Genomic DNA, 14,584 nt, shown 5'->3' on the forward strand with positions numbered 1-14,584 from the left:
CGACTCAACATTCCCACTCGGAGCGGCTGAACAGATAACCCTTGCCCCACACGGTCTTGATCTTGCGGGCTTCGCCGGCGTTGTCGTCGAACTTGCGCCGCAGCTTGGAAATCGCCACGTCCACCGAGCGGTCGGTGCCGTTGAATTCGATGCCGCGCAGGCGCTGCAGGATCTGATCGCGGCTCAACACCTCACCGCAATGCCGGGCCAGCACTACCAGCAGGTTGTATTCGCCGCTGGACAGTTCCACCGCTTGCCCGCGCCAGGTCACGGTACGTTCGGACAGGTCGATGCACAGGTTGCCCATGAGAATACGGTCGTTGACCGTCTGCGGCTCGGTGAGGCTACTGCGGCGCAACAAGGTCCGCACCCGCGCCAGCAGCACCCTGGGCTCGCAGGGCTTGCTGACGTAGTCGTCGGCCCCCATCTCCAGGCCCAACACCTGATCATGGCTGTCGTCCCGGGCGGTGAGCATCAGAATCGGCAAGGTGGCCGAATCGGCCCGCAACAAGCGGCAGACCTGCAAGCCGTCCAGCCCCGGCAGCATCAGGTCGAGGATCACCAGGTCCGGTGGATCGACCCGCGCCCGTTCACGCACATGATCGCCACGGCTGAGCACACTGACCTTGTAGCCGTTGCGCTCCAGGTAGCTGGCGATCAGTTCAGAAAGGGCGGTGTCGTCTTCCACCAGGAGGATGTTGGGCATGGTGTTTCCAGAGTGCTGGGGCGCCTGGCGGATCGCCTTCGCGAGCAAGCCCGCTCCCACAGAGGTTGGCATGAGCATTGTGGGAGCGGGCTTGCTCGCGAAGGCGGCATAACAGGCACCAAGGAATCAAGCTGCCAAGGATATACGCCCTCGCCCCCCCACGAGCAAACCCCTTACACAATTTCACACAGCCCCTACAAAGCTTTACCGATGCGCCCCTTCACCCCCCGTAGCATGCAACGTTCATTGTTGGGGAAGCACCATGCCAAAGAACCCTTTCGCCACCCTGGGCCTGTTGCTCGGGACGCTGCTGCTGAGCGCCTGCGACGGCCCCTCGAGCCCTGAAGACGCGACGCCGCTGGCCACTGTGGCAATCGAAACCATCGAAGCCCGGCCACTCTCCATCAGCAGCGAACTGAGCGGACGCCTCGCTGCGCCGCGCATTGCCGAGGTTCGCGCACGGGTGCCAGGGGTGGTGCTGCAGCAGGTCTTTCGTGAGGGCAGCGACGTGAAACAAGGCGATGTGCTGTTTCGCATCGACCCGGCACCGTTCAAGGCCGACCTGGACAGCGCCGAAGCGGCATTGCGCAAGGCTGAGGCCAACGCGTTCCAGGCCCGCCTGCAAGCGCAGCGTTATTCGCAGTTGATTGAAGATAACGCCGTCAGCGGCCAGGACTACGACAATGCCCGTGCCGCCGTACGTCAGACCGCCGCCGACGTCTGGGCGAATAAGGCCGCCGTGGAACGGGCCAGGCTGAACCTGGGCTATGCCACGGTCACCGCGCCGATTGCCGGGCGCATCGGTCGGGCGCTGGTGACCGAAGGTGCGCTGGTGGGACAGAACGAAACCACACCGCTGGCCCTCATCCAGCAGTTGAATCCGATCCATGCAGACCTGACCCAATCAGTGCGCGAGCTCAATGATTTGCGCCGCGCCTTGCGTTCCGGCCAGTTAAAACAGGTCGGGCAGGACCAGGCCAAGGCCACGCTGATCCAGGATGACGGCAGCCTCTACCCGTTGCCGGGCAAGTTGCTGTTCACCGACATCACCGTCGACCCGGGCACCGGCCAGATCACCCTGCGCAGCGAGTTTCCCAACCCTGACCTCGACCTGCTGCCGGGCAGCTTCGTGCGCGTGCGCCTGGAGCAAGCCGTCGACCGTCAGGGTATCAGCGTGCCGCAACGGGCTATCCAGCGCGACAGCGCCGGGACCGCTCAGGTGTTGCTGCTCGACGCGCAGCAGCAAGTCAGCCTGCAACCGGTGGAACTGGGTCCCGTGCAAAACGACCGCTGGATTGTCACCCACGGTCTCAAGCCCGGCGACCGTATCGTGGTGCAAGGTCTGCAACACGCACGCCCCGGTGAAAAAGTCCGGATCGACCCATCCCCTCTTCCACTTGCCCAGGCACCTGGTCAGTAAGCAGGACGTTCCCTATGCCGCAGTTCTTTATCGACCGCCCGGTATTCGCCTGGGTGGTCGCGTTGTTCATCCTGTTGGCCGGCGCGCTGGCCATACCCCAACTGCCGGTGGCGCAATACCCCGATGTCGCGCCGCCGCAAATCGAGATATCCGCCACTTACCCGGGCGCGTCGGCACACACGGTCGACGAAAGCGTGGTCAGCGTGATTGAGGAAGAGCTCAACGGCGTCGATCACCTGTTGTATTTCGAGTCCCAGAGCAGCCTCGGCAGCGCCACCATCACCGCGACTTTCCAACCCGGCACGAACCCGGAGCTGGCCCAGGTCGATGTGCAGAACCGCCTCAAGGCCGTGGAGTCACGCTTGCCCCAGGCGGTCACCCAGCAAGGCTTGCAGGTGGAAAAAGTCTCCGCCGGCTTCCTGCTGCTGATCACCCTCACCTCCAGCGACGGCCAACTCGACGACGTAGCCCTCAGTGATTACCTGGCGCGCAACGTGATGAACGAGATCAAGCGCCTGGACGGTGTCGGCAAGGCGCAGTTGTACGGCGCCGAACGGGCGATGCGGATCTGGATCGACCCGCAGAAACTGATCGGTTTCAACCTGACCCCAACGGATGTCAATGCCGCCATTGTCGCGCAGAACGCTCAGGTCTCGGCGGGCAGCATCGGCGACTTGCCGACCCGTGCCACTCAGGAGATCACGGCGACCGTCCTGGTCAAGGGACAGCTGTCGACCCCCGAAGAATTCGCCGACATCGTGCTCAAGGCCAACCCCGACGGCTCGACCGTGCGTATCGCCGACGTGGCGCGGGTTGAAGTCGGCAGCCAGGAATACCAGTTCTCCACACGGTTGAACGGCAAGCCCTCCACCGCCGTCGGCGTGCAGTTGTCACCGGGTGCCAATGCCCTGAATACGGCGTCCCTGGTGCGGGCAAAAATGGACGAACTGGCGCGCTACTTCCCCAAAGGCGTGGAATACAAGATCCCGTATGACACCTCGCCCTTTGTCAAAGTCTCCATCACCAAAGTGATCTACACCCTCGGCGAGGCGATGCTGCTGGTGTTCGCCGTGATGTTCCTGTTCCTGCAGAACATCCGCTACACCTTGATCCCGACCCTGGTGGTGCCCGTGGCGTTGATGGGAACGTTTGCCACCATGCTCGCCCTGGGCTTTTCCATCAACGTGCTGACGATGTTCGGCATGGTGTTGGCCATCGGCATCCTGGTGGACGATGCCATCGTGGTGGTGGAGAACGTCGAACGGATCATGGCCAGCGAAGGCTTGTCACCCAAGGACGCCACGCGCAAGGCGATGCAGCAAATCACCGGGGCAATCATCGGTATCACCCTGGTGCTGGTGGCAGTGTTTATCCCCATGGCGTTCATGCAAGGTTCGGTGGGTGTCATCTACCGGCAGTTCTCCCTGTCCATGGCAACGTCGATCCTGTTTTCGGCGTTCCTCGCATTGACCTTGACCCCGGCGCTCTGTGGGACGTTGCTCAAACCGGTAAGCCAGGGCGACCATCACGCCAAGGGCGGATTCTTCGGCTGGTTCAATCGGCGTTTCGAGCAGTTGAGCGATCGTTATCAAGGCTGGGTCGCCTATGCCCTCAGGCGTACCGGGCGTTATCTGCTGATCTACGGCGTGCTGCTGGTGGGCGTGGGCCTGCTGTTCAGTCGCCTGCCCTCCTCCTTCCTGCCGGTGGAGGACCAGGGCTACACCATCACCGATATCCAGCTGCCGCCCGGTGCGAGCAAGAACCGCACGGTACAGGTGGTCGAACAGATCGAGGCCCACAACGCCGGTGAACCGGGGGTGGGCGACAGCACGATAATTCTGGGCTTCAGCTTTTCCGGCAGCGGGCAGAACGCCGCACTGGCATTCACCACGCTCAAGGACTGGTCGCAGCGAGGCAGCGACGACTCGGCCGGCTCGATTGCCGAGCGCGCCAACCAGGCGCTCGGCCAGATCAAGGATGCCATGGCCTTTACCGTGCTGCCGCCGCCAGTGGATGGCCTGGGGACCTCCAGTGGTTTCGAATTCCGCCTCCAGGACCGCGGCGGCCTCGGCCACGCCACGCTGATGCAGGCGCGCAGCGAATTGCTCGCCGCCGCCGAAAAAAGCCCGGTACTGATGAACGTGCGTGAAAGCGCCCTGGCCGAGGCGCCGCAGGTGCAACTGGAAGTCGACCGCAAACAGGCCAATGCCCTCGGCGTCTCCTTTGCCGATGTTGGCAACGTGCTGGCCACTGCGGTGGGTTCGGCGTATATCAACGACTTCCCCAATCAGGGGCGGATGCAGCGGGTGGTGGTCCAGGCTGAAGGCGATCAGCGCAGCCAGGTGGCCGACCTGCTGAAAATCCATGTTCGCAACAACAGCGGAAAAATGGTGCCGCTGTCGGCTTTCGTCCAGGCCAGATGGACCCAGGGACCGGCGCAGTTGACCCGCTATAACGGTTACCCGGCCATCAGTATTTCCGGCGAACCGGCGTCTGGCCACAGCACCGGCGAGGCCATGGCGGAGATCGAACGGCTGGTGGCCCAAGGGCCGGCGGGACTGGGCCAGGAATGGACCGGGCTGTCGTTGCAGGAGCGCTTGTCCGGCAGCCAGGCGCCAATATTGCTGGGCCTGTCGTTGCTGGTGGTGTTCCTGTGCCTGGCGGCGCTTTATGAGAGTTGGTCGATCCCCACTGCGGTGCTGTTGGTGGTGCCGCTGGGGGTACTCGGCGCGGTGTTGGCGGTATCGTTGCGCGGCATGCCCAACGATGTGTTCTTCAAGGTCGGGTTGGTCACCATCATCGGTCTGTCGGCCAAGAACGCGATCCTGATCATCGAGTTTGCCAAGCATCTTTACGACGAAGGCCACGACCTGATCGACGCCACGCTCCAGGCCGCGCGCCTGCGCCTGCGCCCGATCATCATGACCTCTCTGGCCTTCATCCTCGGCGTGGTGCCGCTGGCCATCGCCACCGGAGCCAGTTCAGCGAGCCAGCAGGCCATCGGGACCGGGGTGATTGGCGGAATGATTACGGCCACGCTGGCAGTGGTGTTTGTGCCGGTGTTTTTTGTCGGGGTGATGAAGCTGGTGCGCAAGCGTCACAAGCACATTAAAGAGTCAGCCCCGTCTGCGGGCTAATCAAAAAATCATAAATAAAAGTGCTTGTAAACTGTCAGGAATGACAGTTTACAAGCCTTTGAAAAACGCGTTCTCTAGCGTTATCCAGCAGTAGGCTCAATGCGGCCTTTGGACACCTTAGTTCTAGCAACGGAGACCGAATCCATGAATGCCGCCACTCATCAATTGAGCTTTGCCCCCGGCAACTATGTCACCGCGTCAGCGTTCTCAACCAATGGCAAAGAGTTCCCCGAGTTTGTCGCCACCTCTCGGCTCATCGAAAAGAAAAAGGCGGGTATCACGCGCACGGAAGCCGTGGTGATTACCGCCATTGATCGGGAGGAAAAAAAGACGAGGGCGACAGTCACATCGACTCGCGAACTCACTATCAGTATTCCGGCAAACTTCGAGCCGGGTAGTTATGAGTTGAAAACACGGGATGATGTGAGCTTCAGCTTCAAGGCGTCCACCACTATTTACGAAGGTATTTCCGGTAGCATCGAATTGATACCAACCTCTGAGGGGAACGTAAGGGGCAACTTCAATGTTGATCTCGAACTGCCGGAGGCCGATGGACAAACCATACTGCTTAAAGGCCAGTTCCAGGTGCGCAAGGCTTGATAGTTCGCTGCCAGCACACAGCAAAAAGGGAAGCCGAAGCTTCCCTTTTTACGTTACTCAGAATGTGTAGTGGGCACCCAGATTGAATCCGATGTCCTTGGTCACATTGTCACCTTTGCTGGTGTCGAGTTCGGCATGAACCTGCCAGCGATCATTCAGTGTCCATGAGGCCCCTGCAGCCACTTCGAACCGGGTACCGGACAAGTCGTTATTGAACTTGTTGTTGTTGACTCGAACTTCGTTGTGCTTGGCAAATTCCTGGACCACCGCGGTGCGAATATGCGGTTGCAGTACGCTGCCATCGTCCAGGGTCATACCCCGCCCCAGTGTCACACCCACTTTGCCAAGCATCGACCGCGTGGTGTCGGCGTCAGCCTTCAAACCATTATCGAGGCTGAAATCCTTGCCCTGCACTGTCGCCACCTGCCACTGGGTAAACGGCTCCACGTAGTAGCCATCCTTGATATCGATGTGTTTACCAAACTCCACTGACGCACTGGCCCCCAGGTTGTTGTAGCCGCCCTTGGTCCTGGTGCCATCGCTCATCGTGACCTTGGCATCGTTACGGAAATGGTTGAGCTTGGCGACGGTATCCAGGTAGTAACCGCTATCACCCAGCCAGGTGCCGTACATACCCAGGGAGGTGCTGTCGATTTCTCCCGAACTGCCACGGCTTAAATCGAGGTTCGACTTGCTGTAACCGGCGAATACACCCAGCAACACACGTTCGCCGGCGATCTGCACCGGGGTATCGACCCCCAGGGAGATGCCGTGTTGATTCTGGCTGTAGCCGTTGCCGTAAGCGTTGGTGGTGACGCTGTATCGATTGCCGAACGAACGAATCCAGCCACCCGTCTGTCCGCCATTGACCCGCAGATCGCCCATACGGGTGTTCAACAGCGCCATCTCGCCATAAATCACCGTGGGCGCGGTGCCGAAGATGGCCATGACCGAACGGGTCGGCGTGCTGACCTCATCCTTATCGGGTTGCAGATACCAGTCATCTCCATTCTTCACCAACCGGTAGGTATAAGCGCCGACATCCACGCGATCATTGACCAGATCGTACTGGGCACCTGAGGCGACACTCTGCACCACCTTGATCGAGTCATCATTGACCGGATCAAGACCGGTGCTGGCGACCAACACTTGATGATTGCCGGTAGCGCTGCCAGTGATGTTCAGAAGGTCACTGATGCCCTGATTGAAGTCGGTGCCTATTTCGAACCTGCCATTACCCGCCAGATTGGCCACGTCCAGTTGGAAATATTGCTGATCACTCCCCAACCGAACGGTCCCGCCAGCGCTGAGCGTAAGATTGCTCACCGACTGGCTCTCGGTCATCTGCCACAACGCCTGATTGTTGATGGCGAAATTGGATACACCGTTCACCTGGCCGGTCAGGCTGGCGCCATTATCCAACGTCAGATTGGAAACGCTGTCGGCAGCGCCCGTTACATCACCGACCATTACGCTGCGGTTGTTGATCGAGACATTGGCGACATCTTGCAAGTTGCCGGTGAGCGTAGAGGCGTTGTTGATCACCACGTTCGAGGCGCCCAGCACGTTGCCCGTCATATGCGCCTGATTGTTGAGGGTCGCGTTGGTGACATTCTGCAGATCACCGGTCAACGACGCCGCGTTCTGCAGGATGACATTACCCGAACCACCCTCGTCCACTACGATATTTCCCGTCAATGCGCTGTTATCGACGAGTAAATCAGCCGCGGCACCGGTACGCACTTCCAGCAACGTACCGTTCCCGCCGATCAGGGTTGAACCGTTGCGGACCTCAATGTCGGCCACGCCTGGGATACTGACCGGACTGTAGCCGACGACAATCGCCGAACCGCTTTGACCTTCTACCCGGGTACTGTCGAGCACGATCGACGACCGGATGACCGTTGATGCATTGGAATCGGTGCCCACGATCAGCCCGTTCAGGCCACCCGTGATCGTGCTGCCGCTGGCGGACAATACTCCTTCATGCAGACGTATCCCGAAACTGTTGGCACCGGTGCCCTCCACCGTGGAGTTCTGAACGCTCAGGTCGCTGAAACGGTTGCCGGCGAGCCCTCCCACCAAACCTCGGACCACACTGTTGTTACCCAAGGTGACCTGCGAGCCGCCGGTACTGGCAATATTGCGCGCGGCCAATATGCCAATTCCCGTAGCGCTGGTAACCGTGGAGTTATTCAACGTAGCGCTGGCATTAGTCAGCGCAATACCCTGCACGCCATTCACGCCGTCAGAGGTGACCATGGAATTGCTCAGGTTAACCGTGGCACCCGCAACGCCGGAGATGCCAAAGGTCGAGGCCCCCGAGCCTGTTAACGTTGCGCCGGCTCCAACGACCCAGGTTTCCACCGGGGTATTAACGTCGATAGCCTGACTTTGCCCAGCAGGAACAGTGCCAGCCTCGGCCAGCGATGGATTGATCAGCAGCGGCATGAACAACAAGGCCGATATGCTGGTAGCTGTTTTGCGATAGGAAAATACAGACTTAGACGACATATTAATGAGTCCTACTCGATTACATTCCGTCAGGAACGAATATCCGACTCAATGAGCGTGAGCCGGAATAAAAAACGGTCGCCAGACTAGTGCTTATCTATTCATCGCTATGTAGGATAAATCCGTATATGCGTACGACTTTTCCCGTTTCAATGTGGGAGTTCTATATCTGAATCTATGGAGCCTCGTTTCAACAGTTAAAGACGACAACCACCGTCGCCCTTAACTGTTTATATTTGAAACACTATCAATTTTTATTGGAAACCCTATCAGGGGACCTCGGGACGTTCCTGTTCGCAATACACCAGGCTGGAGTTCAAGAGGGACACGCCGATGGTGGCCGCTGATTCGATACCATTGACCGTGTAGGCGATACGTGCGTATCGAGCGGGGGGGCGTTGCCCTGCTCCAGGGCTCGGCAACTGGATCTCGCGGATTTTGGCGTAGTCATTCAGCCTGAACTCCAAGTCTCCGGTCGGCGGCATGGGCGCCGAATCCGTAATGCGAGTATTGGGAATGACCGGGGCACCCACTGCGTTGGTTTCGCGCCCTTCGAATACCAATGCCACCGTGGCACCCGATGGAATATTGGGGTCGCGCCGGATGCGGATTCGCAGATTGCGCGGCATATAGGGAGGCATAGGGCCATCAGGCACCACCGGGTGGTTGAGACTCGGGCAATTAATCATGCTAACGATTCGTTCCGGCACGGACGAACCGCTTGCAGCTGTGTACGCCGAGACGACAACTTGTGGGGCGGGCAAGTTGATGACGATAGCCGTTACATCGACTTTGGTCGTTGGCGTCTGTTTCATCACGTTGGCGCTGCCAGGGTATTCAATGGTGATGTAGGCCTCACGGGCGTCACCACCTGCACTCGTGCCGTTACCCTCAGCCAGAATTGTTTCCCAAGGCAATTGTGTCGTGATTGTCGTATCACCTACCCGGACAGGCACTGGGCCGCCAACCTGCTTGTCTTGATAGTAGAACTTGACGATTTCACGGCCAGTGATGGGCCGACTGGCATCAACCCAAACGGGCCAGTTCATGGCCGCGCCCATACCTGCCTGATCAGGCCCCAGGGTGTTGGGAGGGGGGGGAGTGGTGCCTACGCCTTGAACCACTACCGGATCCATGTTGGGGTTATCCGGACTCGGCAGATTGGGGTTTTCCGGTCCGGCATAGGAAAAGTCGATGATCGCGAATTGCATGGGCGTCGAAATCGGATTGGGACTAATGGTAGAGCGTTCCAATTCATACCAGTACTCGATCTCGGTTTCGTCGGCTTTATTCTCGTCCCCGAAGAACGGGGCCAACGTTGCGTAGTCCAGGTTGAACTCCAATGTCCCAGGCGTAGGGGGATTCGGTATGCTTTGTTCTGGCAACGCGGTTGGCCCGCTTTCGCTTGAATAGATGTAGGGAATGATTCGATCACCGCCAAGGGCGTTAAGTGGATGGTCGATTTCCATAATCGCTCGGGTGCCTGGAGGCGCCACCGTCGAGAAAGAAATAGGCACGCCACCATCGGTGACCGGGATCCTTGGCACACTGAGAATCGGTGCCGGAGCCTTGACCCGCGTGAACAACAAGGTAATGGGCGCGTTGTTACTGATATTGCCCGGTAAATCAATGAGGTTGTAGGAATAAAAGTAAGTCCCTTCGTCCAGCCCATCCAAAAAAGTGCGCGGAATGTTGATGATCCCAGTGCCAGGCAGAGGGCCGCTAAATGCCGGAGTTTCAGCCTGCATTAAGCTGAACGTCGTTGCCGTCGAGATATAGAAATTGACCTCATCGTTAAGCGCCTCGAACTTTGTATAGGCGTGGGGAATGGTGAGGTCCAACCCATTGGCATTGACGGGGTCACTCAGCCACGCGTCGTCAATGGTGTCGGGAAACGTACCGCCCAGCGTTAATGATTCAGGCCGCGCCCCGGTACCATTACCAGTGCCTGGCTGGCGTTGGTAGGGTGCTGTCAAATCAACCAGAACGTCGGTATAGGGGTCCGATGTGTCTTTGTTACCGTCATCGTCCTCCAGAACAAACGCCATTTCGTACGCGGCGTAATCACCCGCGCTATCGAATACATCGACCAGACGATCAACCGCTACATCAAACTCTATCGGGAACGTCCAGACACCTGTTGGCTCATCGGCTCTTTCTTTTACTGCGACTATATAGGTGAAATCGTAAGGGTCGGGGTCGGGGTTTGCACCTTGTGGAAATAAATGAAGTGTTATCCTTGCCCCCCCTTTGACTTTATCGTCGATGTCCGCAAGTTCCACTTTAATGCGCTGGTCTACCTTGAGCTGTTGATAGGTGAGCCGGCCATCCGCCAATTGACCGACAACCACGGGAGATTCGGCAAATATGCCACCTGACCTGACGTTCATGTTCATGTTCATAAACTCCGTCGATGAATGATTGATTGAATTGCCAACGCCATGAAACGCAGAGGCGCTCCCGATGCCTGAACCCGCCACGCTACCTGGGCCGCAGGGGAGCGCCTCGCCCGGGATGATTCGATCGATCTTCACCAGCCCAGGGGGGGATTTGCCTAATGGGCCGCTGTTTCGATACAGCGTGTAACTGGCCAAAGCCGATGCATTGCGTTCCATCGGCTTTATGTACTGTTCATATTTATCGCTACCCAAGACGAAATCGAATCCCTGGGCGGACGTGGCCTCTTCCTGGGTCAATAACTTAGTCAGTCGCAGCGCTGTACCACCGATCGGGCCTAGACCATTGAGAGAGGTAAAGCCCTCCCAATTCAGGATGCATTCATCATCCTTGGCGAACCGTCCGGGTTGGGCGGGCACATGAACTAATACGCTTTCCCATAACTTCGGCTGCGAAGAGCAATTGAGATAGCCCCATAACGTAGCGCTGGGAAACTCTGGTTCGGCCAGATTCACAGGGGTAGGACGCTTGACAATGAACACTTGCGGGGACGATGTATCCTCGTTCTCATCATCTCCAGCCGTCACCCGATAACGCAGGCGAATATCTCCCTCTGCCTGCAGGTATTGCGCCGGCAATAAAACAAAATCCGGAAAGACCACCTCCACGGGAAACAAGTTGCTGTAGAACCGTATTTCAATCGGCGAACCCGGCGGCACCACCCAGACTTCCAGCAAGTCACTTTTACCGGGTGTTTGGGACGGCGCCTCCCACGCTGGAATGAATAGTTTCGCGCCCACGGTGGACGCTTCGGGCGGAAGCACGTTATCGGCGCCGACCCCTTCAATACTCAAAGGTCTTGCCAGGACACCGGTATTTCTTCCACTTTTGGTTGATGAAGACATTCACAATTCTCCAAAGCCAGGATTCATCTGGCCTGGAGAAATTAGATGCGGATTTGCCGGTGACGCCTACTGTCAGATCTGACAGGTCTGACCGCCGTTCGTCGGACTGATCACCTCGGCCGCCTTTTACCAGAGAGGACAATCAAGTTGGCGATTGCTCCAGTGTTTGCGCCGCGCAACGGCTGATCCGTTGGCAGGCCTCCTTGAGGTGTGGCTGGCCAAGCACCAGGCCAATCCGTATATGCCCCGCCGCGCTCGCCCCGAACGCCTCGCCGGCCAGCACCGCCACGCCATAGCCGTCCAGCAGCCGTTCGGCGAAGGCCTGGGCGCCGAGGCCGGTCTGGCGCACGTCGACCATCACGAACATGCCGCCATCAGGCCGCACCGGCTTGAGGCCGGGACAGTCACCAAGCATGGCGCACACCAGATCCCGACGCTGGCGATACTCCTCGTGCATCTGCGCCACCTCAGGCAAGTCCTGCTCCAGCGCAACCTGGGCCGCCCGCTGGACGAAATCCGGCAGGCCGAACAGCATGCACAGCGACAGGTTCGCCAGATGCTCGGCGAGCGGTTCAGGGCCAACGACCCAGCCGATGCGCCATCCGGTCATGGCGTGGGATTTGGACAGGCTGTTGATCGTCGCGGTGCGCTCAGCCATGCCCGGGAGGCTGGCCGGGCTGATGTGTTCGCCTTCGTACAGCAGGTCGCTGTAGACCTCGTCGCTGATCAGCCACACGTCATGCTCGATGCACAACTGCGCCAACCCTTGCCAGGTGGACAGCGGCAGGCTGGCGCCGGAAGGATTGTTGGGGCTGTTGAGCAGCATCGCCCGGGTACGGGGGGTAATCAGCCGGGCGACGTCGGCCGGGTCAACCCGAAAAGCGTTTTCCGGGCGCACCGCCACCGGCAGTACTTTCGCCCCACAGGCACCAAACACGGCTTCGTAGGTGACATACATCGGTTCGGCGATGATCACTTCATCACCGGGGTTGAGCAGACATTGCGCGACCGCATAGACCCCACACTGTGCCCCCGGCAACACGATGACATGCTCGGCACCTACCGGCTGGCCACAACGCTGGCGATGGCGCCGGGCAATGCTGGTGCGCAAGGTGTGCAAGCCACGCACGTCCGAATAATGCGTGTCGCCGGCCCGCAGGCTGGTCACAGCGGCGTCGATGATGGCGCGTGGGGTGTCGAAATCCGGGTCGCCCACCGATAACAGCAATACATCCATGCCCTGCTCGCGCATGGCCAGCGCCCGGTCGTGGATCTGCCATGCGGCGGCGCCGTCGCCGGTGATGCGGCGGGTCAAGTCTGAAAAGCGCATGTGCCACTCCTGTTTGCGCGAGGTCCAGCCTCAACCCTATCTCAAATTCAACCCCGTGGGAGCAAAGCTTGCTCGCGATACAGGCGCAGCGGTCTCCCAGGAATCGAGTCGCCCCTTTCGCGGGCAAGCCTTGCTCCCACAGGTCTATCGGGCGGCCACTCGCCAAAGCCGGGCGATGTCCCGGGCTCGTTCACTCAGCAGACGTGGCGCATCGGCACAGGCCTCTTGCAGGGTCATCGGCCCGCTCACCAAGGCAAAGGCTGCTTCGATGCCGTGCTCATACAGTGCCTGATAACCCTCCCCCAGCGTGCCGGCGATGACCATCACCGGTACGCCATGCTGGCGGGCGATGCGGGCCACGCCAAAGGGCGTCTTGCCGCGCAAGGTCTGGGCGTCGAAACGGCCTTCGCCGGTGATCACCAGGTCGGCGCCGTTGATCGCCTCGGCCAACCCGGTCAACTGGGCGACGACGTCCACGCCCGTGCGAAATTGCGCGCCCAGGAACGCCTTGGCGGCGAACCCCAGTCCTCCGGCGGCGCCGCTGCCCGGTTCGTCGCGTACATCCTTGTTCAACACCTGGGCGCAGTGTCCGGCGAAATGCCCCAGGGCCTGGTCCAGTTGCTGTACCTGCTGAGGGGATGCACCCTTCTGCGGGCCGAAAATCGCGGAAGCCCCGTGAGGGCCGCACAGCGGGTTATCGACATCGGCGGCGATCTCGAAACTCACCTGGGCCAGGCGCGGGTCCATCTTGCTCAAGTCGATACGCGCCAGTTCCGCCAGGGCCAGGCCGCCGGGTGGGAGTGGCCGGTTGTGTTCATCCAACAGCGCCACGCCCAGGGCCTGCATCGCACCGGCACCGCCGTCGTTGGTGGCGCTGCCGCCGATGGCCAGGATCACTCGCCCGGCACCCTCATCCAGGGCGGCGCGAATCAGTTCGCCGGTGCCGTAGGTGCTGCTCGAGCAGGCATCGCGTTGCCCTGGAGGTACCAATTGCAAGCCGCTGGCCTCGGCCATTTCAATGATCGCGGTGCGGCTGTCGGGCAACCAGCCCCAACGCGCCTCGACGATGGTGCCCAGCGGACCGCTCACCCGATTGCGGCGCCACTCACCATTGCACGCCGCCAGCACCGACTCCACCGTGCCCTCCCCGCCGTCGGCCATCGGGCACTTGATCAACTGTGCATCCGGCCAGACCTGGGCCAGGCCCTGAGCGACGGCATCCGCCACGCCCTGGGCGCTCAGGCTGTCCTTGAACGAGTCGGGGGCGATGACTATTTTCATACTTATTCTCCGGTTCCAGTGCACAGTTGTTCAAGTTCACGCAATCGGATTGCCATCGACATGGTTGTCGAGGCTGATGGCCTCATCGCGAGCAGGCTCGCTCCCACAGGGATCTGGGTTAGCTGAAACCTATGGCCCAGGCAGATCAGTGTGGGAGCGAGCCTGCTCGCGATAGCGGTCTGCCTGTCAAATCCCAATCGCGTGCGTGGGTTGTTGTCGGGAGTGTAAGGGGTCGAGCGCGGCCTGCGATCTTTTCGTTTGCCACGCCCGGTTGTTCTAGGGTTTGATTGGACC

Annotated in this window: 8 protein-coding genes; 3 read left to right on the top strand and 5 right to left on the bottom strand. The window is 59.8% G+C overall.

The genetic code is table 11. From position 1 onward, the window contains the following. Positions 1-4 precede the first annotated feature (4 nt). Positions 5-706, bottom strand: coding sequence for a response regulator (locus tag PSH57_RS16715; protein WP_305384250.1), 702 nt, complete (start codon positions 704-706; stop codon positions 5-7). Between the two features lie 262 nt (positions 707-968). Here PSH57_RS16715 and PSH57_RS16720 point away from each other — a divergent pair, with 262 nt between their 5' ends. The 3 genes from PSH57_RS16720 to PSH57_RS16730 all read left to right on the top strand — a co-directional run bounded on the left by PSH57_RS16720 (position 969) and on the right by PSH57_RS16730 (position 5,863). Further along, a complete protein-coding gene (locus tag PSH57_RS16720; RefSeq protein WP_305384252.1) occupies positions 969-2,126 on the top strand; it encodes an efflux RND transporter periplasmic adaptor subunit in 1,158 nt (385 codons plus the stop codon). A 14-nt stretch (positions 2,127-2,140) separates the two neighbouring features. Next, a complete protein-coding gene (locus tag PSH57_RS16725; protein WP_305444688.1) occupies positions 2,141-5,263 on the top strand; it encodes an efflux RND transporter permease subunit in 3,123 nt (1,040 codons plus the stop codon). Positions 5,264-5,407: 144 nt separating this feature from the next. Beyond that, positions 5,408-5,863: a hypothetical protein gene (locus PSH57_RS16730; RefSeq protein ID WP_305384253.1), complete on the top strand. Its 456-nt coding sequence runs from the start codon at positions 5,408-5,410 to the stop codon at positions 5,861-5,863. Between the two features lie 57 nt (positions 5,864-5,920). Here the strand turns inward: PSH57_RS16730 and PSH57_RS16735 are convergent, their stop codons facing one another. The 4 genes from PSH57_RS16735 to PSH57_RS16750 all read right to left on the bottom strand — a co-directional run bounded on the left by PSH57_RS16735 (position 5,921) and on the right by PSH57_RS16750 (position 14,290). Next, positions 5,921-8,377, bottom strand: coding sequence for an autotransporter outer membrane beta-barrel domain-containing protein (locus PSH57_RS16735; RefSeq protein ID WP_305384254.1), 2,457 nt, complete (start codon positions 8,375-8,377; stop codon positions 5,921-5,923). Positions 8,378-8,646: 269 nt separating this feature from the next. Next, positions 8,647-11,679 (bottom strand): hypothetical protein, encoded by a 3,033-nt coding sequence (locus PSH57_RS16740; protein ID WP_305384256.1) that lies wholly within the window; start codon positions 11,677-11,679, stop codon positions 8,647-8,649. 142 nt (positions 11,680-11,821) lie between these two features. After that, on the bottom strand, positions 11,822-13,009 hold the full coding sequence (locus tag PSH57_RS16745; RefSeq protein ID WP_305384258.1) for a pyridoxal phosphate-dependent aminotransferase: 1,188 nt from the start codon (positions 13,007-13,009) through the stop codon (positions 11,822-11,824). Between the two features lie 144 nt (positions 13,010-13,153). Then, positions 13,154-14,290, bottom strand: coding sequence for a glycerate kinase (locus PSH57_RS16750; protein ID WP_305384259.1), 1,137 nt, complete (start codon positions 14,288-14,290; stop codon positions 13,154-13,156). Positions 14,291-14,584 lie beyond the last annotated feature (294 nt).

Source organism: Pseudomonas hefeiensis (assembly GCF_030687835.1).
GTDB classification, from domain to species: domain Bacteria; phylum Pseudomonadota; class Gammaproteobacteria; order Pseudomonadales; family Pseudomonadaceae; genus Aquipseudomonas; species Aquipseudomonas hefeiensis.